The sequence below is a fragment of the Glycomyces sp. YM15 genome (assembly GCF_016918015.1).
In the GTDB taxonomy this organism is placed as follows: Bacteria; Actinomycetota; Actinomycetes; order Mycobacteriales; family Micromonosporaceae; genus Glycomyces.
In genome coordinates, this window is the sequence record NZ_JAERMK010000024.1 from 32421 (window position 1) to 46251 (window position 13831).

At 69.9% G+C, this 13831-nt stretch carries 13 protein-coding genes; 5 read left to right on the forward strand and 8 right to left on the reverse strand.

Annotation, left to right across the window (positions count from 1 at the left end):
• Positions 1–19: 19 nt before the first annotated feature.
• Complete coding sequence (locus tag JHY01_RS22060; protein WP_240193102.1) at positions 20–1231, reverse strand: MFS transporter; 1212 nt, start codon at positions 1229–1231, stop codon at positions 20–22.
• Between the two features lie 120 nt (positions 1232–1351).
• Here JHY01_RS22060 and JHY01_RS22065 point away from each other — a divergent pair, with 120 nt between their 5' ends.
• The 3 genes from JHY01_RS22065 (at position 1352) to JHY01_RS22075 (ending at position 4524) form a co-directional block, all read left to right on the forward strand.
• Entirely contained in the window at positions 1352–2485 is a 1134-nt protein-coding gene (locus JHY01_RS22065; protein WP_205327863.1) for a glutathione S-transferase C-terminal domain-containing protein, read from the forward strand.
• 271 nt (positions 2486–2756) lie between these two features.
• Positions 2757–3485, forward strand: coding sequence for an HAD family hydrolase (locus JHY01_RS22070; protein ID WP_205327864.1), 729 nt, complete (start codon positions 2757–2759; stop codon positions 3483–3485).
• 91 nt (positions 3486–3576) lie between these two features.
• A complete protein-coding gene (locus JHY01_RS22075; protein ID WP_205327865.1) occupies positions 3577–4524 on the forward strand; it encodes an SDR family NAD(P)-dependent oxidoreductase in 948 nt (315 codons plus the stop codon).
• Between the two features lie 125 nt (positions 4525–4649).
• On the opposite strand, the gene JHY01_RS22080 is transcribed toward JHY01_RS22075, so the two are convergent.
• Positions 4650–5237, reverse strand: a complete 588-nt coding sequence (locus JHY01_RS22080; protein WP_205327866.1) for a helix-turn-helix domain-containing protein — start codon at positions 5235–5237, stop codon at positions 4650–4652.
• A gap of 80 nt (positions 5238–5317) precedes the next feature.
• Here JHY01_RS22080 and JHY01_RS22085 point away from each other — a divergent pair, with 80 nt between their 5' ends.
• Positions 5318–6274: an NAD(P)/FAD-dependent oxidoreductase gene (locus JHY01_RS22085; RefSeq protein WP_205327867.1), complete on the forward strand. Its 957-nt coding sequence runs from the start codon at positions 5318–5320 to the stop codon at positions 6272–6274.
• 40 nt (positions 6275–6314) lie between these two features.
• On the opposite strand, the gene JHY01_RS22090 is transcribed toward JHY01_RS22085, so the two are convergent.
• From JHY01_RS22090 to JHY01_RS22115, 6 genes are all read right to left on the reverse strand, one after another.
• A complete protein-coding gene (locus tag JHY01_RS22090; RefSeq protein ID WP_205327868.1) occupies positions 6315–6533 on the reverse strand; it encodes a hypothetical protein in 219 nt (72 codons plus the stop codon).
• Positions 6534–6594: 61 nt separating this feature from the next.
• The gene (locus tag JHY01_RS22095) at positions 6595–7305 is read right to left on the reverse strand and encodes a CE1759 family FMN reductase (protein ID WP_205327869.1); all 711 of its coding nucleotides are present in this window, start codon (positions 7303–7305) and stop codon (positions 6595–6597) included.
• Complete coding sequence (locus JHY01_RS22100) at positions 7302–7781, reverse strand: MarR family winged helix-turn-helix transcriptional regulator (RefSeq protein WP_205327870.1); 480 nt, start codon at positions 7779–7781, stop codon at positions 7302–7304. Before JHY01_RS22100 ends, JHY01_RS22095 begins: the two co-directional genes overlap by 4 nt.
• Before the next feature lie 11 nt (positions 7782–7792).
• Entirely contained in the window at positions 7793–8953 is a 1161-nt protein-coding gene (locus tag JHY01_RS22105) for an LLM class flavin-dependent oxidoreductase (RefSeq protein WP_205327871.1), read from the reverse strand.
• Between the two features lie 103 nt (positions 8954–9056).
• Positions 9057–9395, reverse strand: a complete 339-nt coding sequence (locus tag JHY01_RS22110) for a hypothetical protein (RefSeq protein WP_205327872.1) — start codon at positions 9393–9395, stop codon at positions 9057–9059.
• 288 nt (positions 9396–9683) lie between these two features.
• Positions 9684–11930 (reverse strand): RICIN domain-containing protein, encoded by a 2247-nt coding sequence (locus tag JHY01_RS22115; protein WP_205327873.1) that lies wholly within the window; start codon positions 11928–11930, stop codon positions 9684–9686.
• Between the two features lie 285 nt (positions 11931–12215).
• Between JHY01_RS22115 and JHY01_RS22120 the strand changes: the two genes are divergently transcribed.
• Positions 12216–13745: an alpha-N-arabinofuranosidase gene (locus JHY01_RS22120; RefSeq protein ID WP_205327874.1), complete on the forward strand. Its 1530-nt coding sequence runs from the start codon at positions 12216–12218 to the stop codon at positions 13743–13745.
• The last annotated feature ends 86 nt before the right edge of the window (positions 13746–13831 follow it).

Sequence of the window (13831 nt, forward strand, 5' to 3'; positions counted from 1 at the left end):
ATCCGGCCTTCACCGCAACCTAAGCGCCCGAGTGTGAAGCCGCGAGGGCGGAGGAAGGGCGGGTGCTCGTACGGCGATCGGCCGCGCCGGAGGCGGCGGCCACGACGAGGGCGGCGAGGCCCAGCGCCACGCCGATCCACACTGGAGCGATGAGGCCGAGACCGCCGTCGATGGCGAGGCCGCCGAACCAGGCGGAGAGCGCGATGCCGACGTTGAAGGCCGCGGCGTTCACCGAGGAGGCCAGCGCGGGCGCCTCCTTCGCGACGTCCATGACGCGGGTCTGGAAGACCGGGACCATCGCGAAGCCGGCCGCGCCGAGCACGAACACCATGATCGCGGCCGAGACCACGTGCTGGGCCGCGAAGGCGAACACGGCCAGGGCGGCGGTGGCCGCGATGACGGTGCCGTAGAGGGTCGGCATGAGCGCGCGGTCGGCGAGGCGGCCGCCGAGGAGGTTGCCGCAGGTGAGGCCGATGCCGAAGAGGATGAGGAGCCAGGGCACGGCGGCGGTGTCGAAGCCGGAGACGCGGGTGAGGATCGGCTCGAGGAAGGTGATGGCGGCGTAGGCCGCGCCCCAGCCGAGCATCGTGATCGTGAGGACCCGCCACACCTGTGGCCTGCGGAAGACCGCGAGTTCGGTGCGCAGCGAGCCGCCCGAGTCGCCGGGCCGGGAGGGCACGAACGCGATGATGGCGGTCAGCGAGACCGCGCCGATGATCGCGATGCCCCAGAACGCCGCTCGCCAGCCGAGCTGCTGGCCGAGGGCAGTGCCGAACGGCACGCCGACCACGTTCGAGAGGGTCAGGCCGGTCATCATGAGGGCGATGGCGCGGGAGCGCCGTTCGGGGGCGACGAGGCCGGCGGCCATGATCGGGCCGATGCCCATGAAGGCGCCGTGGCAGAGGGCGGAGACGACGCGGCCGGTCATGAGCACGCCGTAGTCGGGGGCCTTCGCGGCGAGCACGTTCCCGGCGATGAAGAGGCTCATGAGGATGACGAGCATGGTCTTGCGCGGCAGGCGGGTCCCGGCGGCGGTCATGAGGGGCGCGCCGATCGCGACCGAGGCGGCGTAGCCGGTGACGAGGAGCCCGGCGGTGGAGATCGAGACGTGGAGGTCGTCGCCGAGCGGACCGAGGAGGCCGACCACGACGAACTCGGTGAGACCTATCCCGAACGCGCCCAAGGCGAGCGCCCCGAGCGCGAACATGCGGCGGCGTTTGGAGGCTGGCATCGCGGTCGAGTATTGGCCGGCGCGGCCCGGTTTGTCCAGTAGTTTTTCCAGCCATTGACAGAACTGCACCGCGTGGCCCTCCTCGGTGCCTCCGGCACGGAAAATGCGTAGGCTGGGCCCGTGGCACAGAGCGAACCGAACCGGACCGACGGCACCGAGCACTCCACCAAGGGCGCGTACGTGACCGGCGGCGAGTTCACCAGGGACACGAACTACATCGAGGACCGCATCGTCGCCGACGTCGCGGCCGTGCGGGCCGCGCCCGTGGAGGCGCACGCCAAGATCGGCGACCCGCGCATGGCCGGGCTCACCGAGGGCGCCCACGCCTGGCCGGTCGAACCGGGCCGGTATCGGCTGGTGGCCGCGCGGGCCTGCCCGTGGGCGCACCGGTCGATCATCATCCGCCGCCTGCTCGGCCTCGAAGAGGTCATCTCCCTGGCGACGCCGGGACCGGTGCACGACGTGCGCTCGTGGACGTTCGACCTGGGCCCCGACGGCCGCGACCCCGTGCTCGGCACCGAGCGGCTCCAGGAGCACTACTTCAAGCGCTTCCCGGACTACCCGCGCGGCATCACCGTGCCGGCGATCGTCGACGTGCCCTCGGGCGGGGTGGTCACCAACAACTACCCGCAGCTGACCTTCGACCTCTCCACCCAGTGGGCCGAGCACCACCGCGAAGGCGCGCCGGATCTGCTCCCGGCCGGGCTCATCGACGACATGCTCCCGGTCATCGAGCGGGTCTTCACCGAAGTCAACAACGGGGTGTACCGCGCGGGCTTCGCCGGATCGCAACGCGCCTACGAGCTGGCGTACAAGCGCCTGTTCAAGGCCCTCGACTGGCTCGAGGAGCGACTCGCCGACCGCCGGTACCTGATGGGCGACTCGATCACCGAGGCCGACGTGCGGCTGTTCACCACGCTGCTGCGGTTCGACCCGGTCTACCACGGCCACTTCAAATGCAACCGGAACAAGCTCACCGAGATGCCGGTCCTGTGGGCGTACGCGCGCGACCTCTTCCAGACCCCCGGGTTCGGGGACACCGCGGACTTCGACCAGATCAAGCGGCACTACTACGTGGTGCACGAGGACATCAACCCGACCCAGGTCGTGCCCGCGGGCCCGGACCTGGAGAACTGGCTCTCCGACCACGGCCGGGAATCCTTGGGCGGCAAGCCCTTCGGCGACGGCACCGCCCCGGACCCGGTAGCCGAGGAGGAGCGCCCGCCTGGCGCGAACCCGCTCTACCGGGACTGAGTCACCACCCCGCGGTGATCGCGGCCCGTCGCTCCCACGCGGCGACGGCGGGCCCGTCCGGCTCCCAGCGCTCGCAGAACCCGCGCAGCTCCAGGCACCGGTCGACCGACGCATCCGCAGCGTATGCGACAGCGAAAGCCCGGCGGGCGAGCGGTTGAACGGCGATGGAACTCCTGGTTCGCGGTGTGAAGTGCGGCTGGAACCGTGGTCCGGGCGCGCACGCTCGGTTACGGTTACGGCGACCGCCGCAATCCTGGACGGAAGGCCCGCCGTGATCTACAGCCTCTTCGACTCCGCCGCCGCGTACCGGCCGACCGAGGCCGAGCAGTCCGAGCCCGTGCCGCCGATCGAGGCGGTCCTGTTCGACTTCAGCAACACCATTTTCAAGCTCATCGACGCGGGCACCTGGTTGCGCCGCGTCGCCGCGGCGACCGGCCGGGCGATCGACGACGACCTGATCGAGAAGACCGCCGCGCAGCTCGGCGAGGCCTACCGGATCCCCGAGGTCGCCGCGATGCAGGTCGGCCGCGACGAGTCCGCCGAGAAGCACCGTGTGGCCCTGCTCGGCTGGTTCGAGCACGTCGACTTCCTCCAGGGCATCGAGGCCGAGGCGTACGCCGCGATCGCCGCCCCTGACGCGTGGGTCCCCTACCCGGACACCGAGCCGCTGCTGCGCGAGCTGCGCCGCCGCGGGATCAAGACCGGCATCGTCTCCGACTTCCCTTGGGACGTCGGCGTCCACATGGAGCACTTCGGCCTCGACGACCTCATCGACGTGCGCGTCGTCTCCTACCAGTTCGGCACCGAGAAGCCCGACCCCGTGCTGTTCCGCGCCGCCTGCGAACGGCTCGGCGTCGACCCGCGCCGCACGCTCATGGTCGGCGACAATCCCGCGAAGGACGGCGGCGCCGCGGCGAGCGGCCTCCGCGCGTACCTCCTCCCCGGCGAAGTCCGCACCGGCGAGCGCGGCCTGGCGCACGTGCTCGGCTTCCTTGAATGAGCACAGCCTGAGAGCGCGGCCTCCACTGAGCACAGTGAGAACTGACCTGGCGGTTTGACTTGGAGTGCACTCCAAGTCATAGCGTCGAGGCATGAGCGACAAGCAGCAACCGATCAAGTCGGGCTTCGACAACCGTTCCACCGCCGCCGAAGTGCTCGACGGCATCGATCTCACCGGCAAGACCGCCGTCGTGACCGGCGGCTACTCCGGCATCGGCCTCGAGACCACGCGGGCCCTCGCGAGCGCCGGAGCCGAGGTCGTCGTCCCCGCACGGCGCCCCGACCTCGCCGCCGCGAACCTCGAGGGCATCGCGGGCACCGAAGTGGACGAACTCGACCTCGCCGACCTCGACAGCGTCCGGCGATTCGCGGAGCGCCGCTTCGCGGACGGGCGACGCATCGACCTCCTGGTCAACAGCGCGGGCATCATGGCCTGCCCGGAGACCCGCACCGAAAAGGGTTGGGAACTCCAGCTCGCCACCAACCACCTCGGGCACTTCGCGCTGGTCAACCGCCTCCTGCCGCTGCTCGAAGGCGCACGTGTCGTCTCGGTCTCCTCCAACGGCCACCGGCAGTCGCCGATCCGCTGGGACGACCCGCACTTCGACACCGGCTACGACCGCGGGCAGGCGTACGGCCAGTCGAAGACCGCGAACGTGCTGTTCGCGGTGGAACTCGACCGCCTCGCCGCCTCATCGGGGATCCGGGCGTTCGCACTCCACCCGGGCGCGATCCTCACGCCGCTCCAGCGCCACTTCACCGAGGCCGAGCAGCGCGAGATCGGCTGGATCGACGAGCACGGCAATCCCCCGGCGCACTTCAAGTCCGCAGAGGCCGGTGCCGCGACCCAGACCTGGGCGGCGACCTCGCCGAAACTCGACGGCCTGGGCGGCCTCTACCTGGAGGACTGCGAGATCGCCGAAGTCAACCCCGATCTCGACGCCGGCCCGGGCGTGCGCCCGCATGCGATCGACCCCGAGCAGGCACAGCGGCTCTGGGCGTTCTCGGCCGAGCTCACCGGGGTGAACACCTTCGCCTGAGCCCCGTCCCGGGACCCGATCGGTTGCGCTCCAAAGGGCGGCGTATCGGGTCTCGGGTGGATCCGATGACGGCCGCTCCCCCGGTGGCTCGGTCGAAGGGCGACGGGTCGCTCTGAGATTCGAGGTCAATCGGCTTTCGATTTGGGCTTCGCGCGCAGGTGGGCGCGTTCGCCCTGGCTGCCGAAGAGGCTCAGGATCTCCACGGGATGCTCGTCGGCGCTGCCGAACCAATGGGGGGTGCGGGTGTCGAACTCGGCGGCCTCGCCGGGCTTCATCACGAAATCGTGCTCGCCGAGGACCACCCGCAGGTTGCCGTTGAGGACGTACATCCAGTCGTAGCCCTCGTGGACTTTCAAGTCGGGTTCGCTGCGGGAGCCGCCGGGGATGATCATCTTGTAGGCCTGGATGCCGCCGGGGCGGCGGGTGAGCGGCAGGTGGATCATGCCGTGGCGGGTGATGGGCCGCATGTGGACGCGCGGATCCCCGGTGGGCGGGGCGTCCACGAGGTCGTCGAGGGTCACGCCGTGGGCTTTCGCCAAGGGCAGCAGGAGCTCCAGGGTCGGTTTGCGGGAACCGGATTCGAGCCGCGAGAGGGTGCTCACGGAGATCCCGGTCTGCTCCGAGAGGTCCGCGAGGGTCGCCTCGCGTTCCTTGCGCAGTGCGCGCAGGCGCGGGCCGACCGAGTCGAGCGCCTGTTCCATGTCGTCGTCCATGATGCAAGTTTGCCAGATCGGCAAGAATGTTTGCCGGTTTCGCGCAGTCGGGTTTACGGTCGTCCACGGAGGTGGTCGCAATGACCGATGAACTGAGGGAACTGTACGACGTCGTGGTGATCGGCGGCGGAGCCGCGGGCCTGAACGGGGCGCTCATGCTCGCCCGCGCGCGCCGCTCGGTGGCCGTGATCGACGCGGGTGAGCCGCGGAACGCCCCGGCCGAGGGGGTCCACGGCCTGCTCGGACGCGAGGGCATGCCACCGTCGCAGCTGCTGGAGATCGGCCGCGGCGAAGTGCGGCAGTACGGCGGCCATGTGGTCGAGGGCGCCGTCACGAGCGCGAAGGCGAACGCGGAAGGTTTCGCCGTCGCGCTGGTGGACGGCCGAGAAGTCAAGGCCCGCAAGCTGCTCGTCACCACGGGGCTGGTGGACCGGCTTCCGGAGATCCCCGGTCTCGCCGAGCAATGGGGCAAGGGCGTCGTGCACTGCCCGTACTGCCACGGGTGGGAGGTCCGCGACCAGGCGATCGGCATCGTCGCGACCGGCCCGATGTCGATGCACGGCGCGCTGCTGTTCCGGCAGTGGACCGCGGACCTGGTGGTGTTCACCAATGAACGGCTGGCACTGCCGCCCGAGGAGGTCGAGAAGCTGCAGGCGCGCGGCACCCGGATCGTGGACGGCGCGATCGAACGGATCGAATCCGAGGGCGGGCGCATTCGCGGTGTGCGACTGGCGAACGGCGCGTTCGTGGAGCGTTCCGTGCTGGCCACGGCCTCCCGGATGGAGGCGCGGGCCGGGTTCTTGAAGGACTTGGGGCTCAACGCGGTCGAGCATCCTTCGGGCGCGGGCGAGCACGTCCCGGCCGATCCGTTCGGCCGCACGGACGTGCCCGGTGTGTGGGCCGCGGGCAACGTCACCGACCTGATGGCCCAGGTCGGCGCCTCCGCCGCAGCGGGGGCGATGGCCGGGGCGCAGATCAACATGGAGCTGGTCAACGAGGACACGGACGCGGCGGTGGCCGCGTACCGGGCCCGGTAGCGGAGCGTGCGGCGGCCTCGCAGCCGCCGCACCTCACGCGCTAAGGCCCCGACCGCGTGTCGGGCTCGACCCAGGTCAGTTCGATGAGGTCCGGCTCTTCCGCCCGGAGCCGCCCGGCGTCACCGCCGCCTCCAGGCGAGACGAGCACGTCGCCGAAGTCGTCCTCAGGAGCGGCCGCGGCCGCCTCGACGGCCTCCGTGCCGAATGCCACCGCGAGATCCGCGGCGGAGTAGTCCACCGCGTCGCCGCCGTCGCCCATCGCGCCTCCAAAGTTCGTGGCTCCGTTCCAACGTACCGGCTCGGAGCCACCACTGGGGACCCTAGGTCTTGCGGTTCGGCTTGGCCGAGCCGCCCGTGGCCAGGCGCATCAGGTCGGTGCTGAGGTCGATGTCCAGCTCCGTGCCGCCCGCGCTGCCGTATTCGTGCTGGTAGCTCTTCCATGACTCGCTGCGGACCTTCTCGGCGAAACCGGACTCCATGAGCAGGAGCACTTCGATCGCGGCGCGCGTGATCCGCTCCCCCAGCTCCTTCGAGTTCCAGTCCTCGGTGGCGGCGAAGACCGAGGTCGGGACGGTCATCGTGCGCAGGTACGCGAACAGCGAGCGCATCTGGTCGTCCACCACGAGGGCGTGCCGGGCCGTGCCGGCGGTCGCGGCGAGCACCACCGGTTTGGCGATGAGCAGGTCGTTGTCGAGGACGTGGAAGAACGAGCTGAACAGGCCGCTCGGCGCGGCCTTGTACACCGGGGCACCGGCGACGACCGCGTCGGCGCGGCCGAGCAGTTCGATCGCGCGGGTCATCTTGGGGCCCATGAGCTGCGAGACGAGCGCGGTCGAGATCTCGGTGGCGAGTTCGCGGAGGTCGATGACGTCGGTCGCGACCTTCTCGTCGCGGTCCTCGGCGAGCGTGCGGACGCGGTCGGCGATACGGTCGGCGAGCATCCGCGTCGAGGACGGGTCGCTGGTGCCGCCGTTGACGACTACCACTCGGAACGGTTGGGCGCCTTCGGGTTGGCGCTGCTGGACGGTCACAGGACGGCCTCCTGCCGGTTGCGTTGTGCGGGGGTCGCCGCGCCATGGGCGGCGAGCTTGCGGCCGATGGCCTCGAGCTGGGCCATCTCCTCGTCGGTGAGGGCGGCGGTGACGGCGCGGGCGACGTCGACGGCGTGGCGGCCGCCGACGGCGCGCTGCCGCTCGCGCCCGGCCGCGGTGAGGGCGAGCCGGACACCGCGCCCGTCCTCGGGGTCGGGGATGCGTTCGAGCAGGCCGCGCTCGGCGAGGCGGTCGACGAGCCGGGACAGGGCGGGCTGGCTGAGCAGCACACCGCGTCCCAGTTCGAAGAGCCGCAGCGGCGCATCGTGTTTGGACAGCGTGTAGAGGACGTCGTACTCGCGCATCGACAGCTCGCCCCAGATCGGCTCGGCGGCGAACCGCTTCATGAGCGAGGCGTGAGCGGTGAGCAGCGACTCCCACGCCTCGTTCGCGCGGCGGCTCCGGCTGCGGGTCATGTCCGCCCCCTTCAGCTCTCGTCGTCCTGGTACGGCATGTCGCCGGCGGTGTTGTCGCCGCGGTTGGCGTTCGGGCGCGGCTGGCGGGCCGGGGCGTCGCCGTACTTGGCCCGCACGAGCCCGGCGTGCGTCGGCGCGTCGGCCGACTCCGAGTCACGGCGCGCCGCGAGCTCCTTGCGCAGCACCGGGACGACCTCTTCGCCGAGGAGGTCGAGCTGGTTGAGCACCATCTTGAGCGGCATCCCGGCGTGGTCGATGAGGAACATCTGGCGCTGGTAGTCGCCGAACGCGTCGTGGAAGGTCAGGGTCTTGTCGATGACCTCCTGCGGGCTGCCGACCGAGAGCGGCGTGCCCTTCGTGAACTCCTCCAGGGACGGGCCGTGGCCGTACACCGGCGCCTCGTTGAAGTACGGGCGGAACTCGTCCACCGCGTCCTGCGAGCGCTTCGCGATGTACGCGTGGCCGCCCAAACCCACGACCGCCTGCTTGCGCGTGCCGTGACCGTAGTGCTCGAAGCGCTGGCGGTAGAAGTCGACGAGGCGCTTGGAGTGCGAGGTGGGCCAGAAGATGTGGTTGGCGAAGTAGCCGTTGCCGTAGAACGCGGCCTGCTCGGCGATCTCGGGCGTGCGGATGGAGCCGTGCCATACGAACGGCGGCACGTCGTCGAGCGGCCGGGGCGTGGAGGTGAAGCCCTGGAGCGGGGTGCGGAACTCGCCCTCCCAGTCGACGACGTCCTCGCGCCACAGGCGGTGCAGCAGGTTGTAGTGCTCGAGCGCGAGCGGCAGGCCCTGGCGGATGTCCTGGCCGAACCAGGGGTAGACCGGCGCGGTGTTGCCGCGGCCGAGCATGAGGTCCATGCGGCCCCCGGAGAGGTGCTGGAGCATCGCGTACTCCTCGGCGATGCGCACCGGGTCGTTGGTGGTGATCAGGGTCGTCGCCGTGGAGACGACCAGCCGCTCGGTGAGCGCCGAGATGTGGGAGAGCAGCGTGGTGGGCGAGGAGGAGAAGAACGGCGGGTTGTGGTGCTCGCCGATGGCGAAGACGTCGAGGCCGACCTCTTCGGCTTTGACGGCGATCTTGAGGATGCCGTCGATCCGCTCGGCCTCGGTCGGGGTCTCCCCCGAGACCGGGTCGCGCGTGATGTCACTGACTGAGAAGACACCGAATTGCATCGTATTCCCTGCTCTCCCCGCCGCGGCGGTGCTATCTTCATGCGTTTGCATCTACCTTAACGACTCGGGGGCGAGGACTATTCCGATTGAGGGGAGGCACTGCTCACACCGAAGGAGTGGTTCCGCGTGGGCAACCGCCTCGGAGCGGTGCGCGTATGAGACGTATCCGAAGCCCCTGTCGAAAGGAACACGCCAAGTGCGACTCGAACCCGGCCGCGCCCTCACCGCGCTCGCCGTCGTCTGCGGCCTGCTCGCGGTCGGCGCCTGCACCGCCGAAGAGGAGCCGACCGCCGGCAGCGTCGAACCCGGACCCGACGCCGTCGCCGAGGCGGAGCGCCTCTACCAGATCGTCAACGACAGCCGCGCCATCAGCGACGAGCTCACCGAGATCGAGCACCGGGTCACCAAGCGCTGCATGGAGGATGAGGGCTTTCGCGTCCATGACCCCATGGAGTTCCAGGCCTCGAACACCGCCGCGTACGGGGCGGCGGGCTACCTCTCCGGCGCGCCGCTCAGGGCCGTGCCGACGCCAGAAGCCGCCGAGCAGTGGGGGTTCGGCGTCTGGGTCGACTTCATGCGCAATCCCGGCAACGACGACCTCGCCGAGGAACTGCTGACGCCCGAGGCGAGGACCGCCTTCGGCATCCTCGACGAGGAGGGCATGGGGCTCGACACGAGCGAATGGGACGCCGAGGATCAGGCGTACCAGGCCGAGTGGATCGAAGCCTATTCAGGCGCGCCCGCGATCACGGACGGCGTCAAGGGCGCCCGGATCGACTCCGAGGCCCCTCCCGGCGGCTGCTGGCTCCAGATGGTCGAGACCATGTACGGCGAGCCGTACATGGTGACGTACGAGGGAGAGGACGGCGAGGAAGGCGGCGAGTACGCCCAGACCCACGAGCCGAGCCCGGTGTTCACGCTCGAGGAGTTCGAGGACTTCGGTGCGCTGCTCGCGACCGTCCGCGACGAGGCCGACGCGTTCGAGAGCTGCCTCATCGACGCCGGCCACGAGGGCTGGGAGCTCGGCGACGAGTTCTACCCGCCGCTCTGGGAGTACTTCGGGCCGATGTACGACCAGGCCTACTTCGATGAGTACGGCAGCGAGGAGGGCGCCGAGGTTCCCGAAGGGCCCGAAGAGGTCCCAGGCGACTTCATGGGCGTACTGGAACTCGAGCGCGCCATGGCCGGCGACTTCGCGGCCTGCGGGCGGGAGAGCGGTCTGCGCGAGGCCGTCGAACAGGGCTGGGCCGCGATGATCGTCGAGGCGTACCAGCCGATCGAGACTGACCTGGTCGCCTGGCAGGAGACGATGCAGGGCCACCTCGACGAGGCCCAGGACTACCTCGAGGCCTAGCGGTCGAGCCGGGGCGAGCGGTCGCCCCGACCACCGTTCCAGAACGGACGGTCGATGATCGCCGGGGGTCGGCGCGCCCGGGGTCGGAGTCGAGGACGAAACGCGCGCCCGCCGAGCCGCGACGGGGGGTGGCGGGGCGGCGGGGCCGCGCGGGGAGAGGGGCCCGTGGGGGGTTGTGCCGCCGTAGCAGTCGTACTGCTGGAGGCGGACGCCGTTGGCGGTGCCGGAGCTGATGACGTCGAGGCACTTGCCGGAGTGGCGGGCGACGAGTTCGACGTAGCCGCCGCCGGCGTCGCGGACCTGCCATTGCTGGTTGGTGCCGCTGCCGCAGGTCCATTGGATCGCTCGGGCGTTGTTGGCGGTGGAGGCGCCGCTGATGTCGATGCACTTGCCGGAGGCCTGGGAGACGAGCTGGACATAGCCGCCGCCGGCGTCGCGCAGTTCCCACTGCTGGTTGGCCTGGCCATGGCAGTCGTACTGGATGATCTCGGCGCCGTTGGCGGTGGAGCCGCTCAAGACGTCGACGCACTTGCCGGAGACGCGGCTGACGATGTCGGTGACCTGGCCGCTGCCGGTGTCCTGGCCCCAACCGTGCAGGATGCGGTCGGCGCCGGAGCGGTTGCGGATGGTCAGGTTGAGGTCGGTGCCGCTGCCGCTCTTGGCGAACATGGAGTACCAGTCGTAGCCGGAGGTGCCGGTGATCTTGCCGCCGAGGGCGGGCCAGTAGGTCGAGCCCATGCCGAGCTGGCGCTGGGCGTCGGTGACGGCGCGCAGGTAGCGGACGAAGTTCTGGGAGCTGGCCGCGTCGGCGTAGTTGAGGCCGTTGTCCATCGGGGAGCCGTATTCGGTGAGCACGGCGCGAGAGGCGCAGTTGCCGACGCCGTCCTTGAAGCTCTGGACCCACCAGTTGTAGTCGTGCTCGCCGTAGAAGAAGGCGTAGTGGTGGTAGGAGAGGAGCGTGCCGTTGAGGCGGCTGTCGGCGCACAGGGGCTTGATGTCCTGGGCGTAACCGGCGCCGTCGATGAGGATGCGGCCCTTGGGGACCGATGGCCGGGCGTTGATCCAGGCGGCGGCGACGTTCGCCCATTCGGAGGCGCTGTAGCCGTGCGGCTCGTTCATCGGTTCGAAGTGGACGAGGCTGTTGGAGCCGTACTTGGCGACCACGGTGTTCCACATGGTGTTGAACGCGGCCATGTTCGTGATGCGGCCGCCCGAGGCGGCGCCGTCCTCCCAGTAGGCGAGGATGACCTTGAAGCCGCGGGCGGTGGCGGCGTCGATCGTCGCGGAGTAGGCGTTCCACCAGGTGGTGCCGACGGTGTGGGTGTTGACGGGGAGCCGGATCGTGTTGGTGCCCATCAGGGCTTCCATGTCGCTGTAGACGGCGTCGGCCTTGGCGCGGACGGTGTCGTAGCTGTCGGACTGGCTCAGGCCGTCGAGGACGAGCGGTCCGGTGTTGAAGTTGTCGCCCAGCATGGCCCAGTTGAAGCCCCGGAACGCGCTGGTGTTCGCGGCGGCCGGCGCCGGGTTGGAGAGGGCGACGACGGGGACGAGGATCAGCGCGGCCAGCGCACCGATCAGCAGGCGGAGCAGGGAGCGCCCCCGAGGGGCGGATGCGGCGTTCATGTGGACCGGCCTATCTCGTGCGACTTCGCACGTGCGAGGGAGGAGGTGGATGCGCGCGCTAACATCCGCGCAAATTATGACACCGCTTTCAACATCGGGTCAAGCATCGATGCATGTCTATTTCTATCGCCCACGGAGGCGCGTCGGCGCCGCAGCGGTCGGGACGCCGTGGATTCGGGCGCGCGTCGGACTTGACACGGCGGGTGTGCGACCGGGTAGAGTGAACCGCGCTTTACCGATAAAGATCACTCGCACCGCCAGCTCGACCGCCAGGAAGGCTCCCTCATGAGCAACGACGCCGTCTCCGCAGTCATCAACGTGGACATCGAAGGCCCCCAGATCAGCAAGCACGTGTACGGCCACTTCGCCGAGCACCTGGGACGCTGCATCTACGGCGGCTTCTACGTCGGCGAGGACTCCGACATCCCCAACGAGCGCGGCATCCGCCTCGACGTGGTCGAAGCCCTCCGCAACCTCGACATCCCCAACCTGCGCTGGCCCGGCGGCTGCTTCGCCGACGAGTACCACTGGATGGACGGCATCGGCCCCAAGGAGGACCGCGCCGTCATGATCAACACCCACTGGGGCGGCGTCGAGGAGAACAACCACTTCGGCACCCACGAGTTCATGGACCTGTGCGAGATGCTCGGCACCGAGCCGTACATCTCCGGCAACGTCGGCTCCGGCACCGTCCGCGAGATGAGCGAATGGGTCGAATACATCACCCGCGACGGCGAATCCCCGATGGCGCGCCTGCGCAAGCGGAACGGCCGCGACGAGCCCTGGAAGGTCAAGTTCTGGGGCCTCGGCAACGAGACCTGGGGCTGCGGCGGCAACATGACCGCCGCGCAGTACGCGATGGACGCCCGCAAGTACGCCACCTACTGCCGCGACTACGGCGACAACAAGCTCTACCGCATCGCCGCCGGCGCCGCCGACTTCAACTACGAGTGGACCAAGACGCTCATGGAGCAGCTGAGCCACATCGGCTGCCAGCGCGTCGAGCGCAAGCTCTACAACGCCGTCTCCGTGCACTACTACACGATCGCGGGCACCTGGGACGACAAGGGCGACGCCACCGTCTTCACCGACGACGAGTACTACACGACGATGCTCAAGGCCAACCGCACCGACGAGCTGCTCACCGGCCACGCCAACGTCATGGACCTGTACGACCCGACCAAGGAGATCGGGATCGTGATGGACGAGTGGGGCACGTGGTGGAACGTCGAGCCCGGCACCAACCCCGGGTTCCTGTACCAGCAGAACACGATGCGCGACGCCCTGGTGGCGAGCCTCCACTTCGACATCTTCCACAAGCACGCCGACCGCCTCGTCATGGCGAACATCGCGCAGACGGTGAACGTGCTTCAGGCCATGATCCTCACCGACCCCGACACGGGCGCGCTGGTGCTCACCCCGACCTACCACGTGTTCCAGATGAACAAGGGCCACCAGGACGCCGCCAGCCTGCGCGTGGACACCCCGAAGGGCGTCCCGACCCGCGAGGTCGACGGCAAGGAGCTCCCGACGGTGTCGGTCTCGGCCTCCCGCAAGGACGGCCGCCTGCTCGTCTCGCTGTCCAACCTGGATGCGAGCGAGGGCCAGGACGTCGAGATCGACCTGCGCGGCGGCGGCCTGGGCGAGTACGAATCGCTCATCCTCACCGCCGATACGCTGCAGGCGCACAACACGCCCGAGGCGCTCGAGGCCGTGGCGCCGCGCGCGCACGAGGGCGTCAAGCTCGAAGGCTCGAAGCTGCGGGTGCACCTCCCGGCGCACTCGTTCGTGACCGTCTCGGGTGCCCTCGCGTGAGCGAGCGGTTCACCGTCCGCGGGGGGGCCCCCGGGGCCCCCCCCGGCCCCCCCCCCGGGGGGCCGGGGTAAGAGGGGCCGGACAAA

Coding starts and splice junctions, on each gene's coding strand:
- JHY01_RS22060 (WP_240193102.1), bottom strand. CDS start 1,231: ATGCCAGCCTCCAAACGCCGCCGCATGTTCGCGCTCGGGGCGCTCGCC.
- JHY01_RS22075 (WP_205327865.1), top strand. CDS start 3,577: ATGAGCGACAAGCAGCAACCGATCAAGTCGGGCTTCGACAACCGTTCC.
- JHY01_RS22080 (WP_205327866.1), bottom strand. CDS start 5,237: ATGGACGACGACATGGAACAGGCGCTCGACTCGGTCGGCCCGCGCCTG.
- JHY01_RS22085 (WP_205327867.1), top strand. CDS start 5,318: ATGACCGATGAACTGAGGGAACTGTACGACGTCGTGGTGATCGGCGGC.
- JHY01_RS22090 (WP_205327868.1), bottom strand. CDS start 6,533: ATGGGCGACGGCGGCGACGCGGTGGACTACTCCGCCGCGGATCTCGCG.
- JHY01_RS22100 (WP_205327870.1), bottom strand. CDS start 7,781: ATGACCCGCAGCCGGAGCCGCCGCGCGAACGAGGCGTGGGAGTCGCTG.
- JHY01_RS22105 (WP_205327871.1), bottom strand. CDS start 8,953: ATGCAATTCGGTGTCTTCTCAGTCAGTGACATCACGCGCGACCCGGTC.
- JHY01_RS22110 (WP_205327872.1), bottom strand. CDS start 9,395: ATGGACGCGAAAGCCCTCATCCTCCATGCAGCGCTTGGTGACCCGGTG.
- JHY01_RS22115 (WP_205327873.1), bottom strand. CDS start 11,930: ATGAACGCCGCATCCGCCCCTCGGGGGCGCTCCCTGCTCCGCCTGCTG.
- JHY01_RS22120 (WP_205327874.1), top strand. CDS start 12,216: ATGAGCAACGACGCCGTCTCCGCAGTCATCAACGTGGACATCGAAGGC.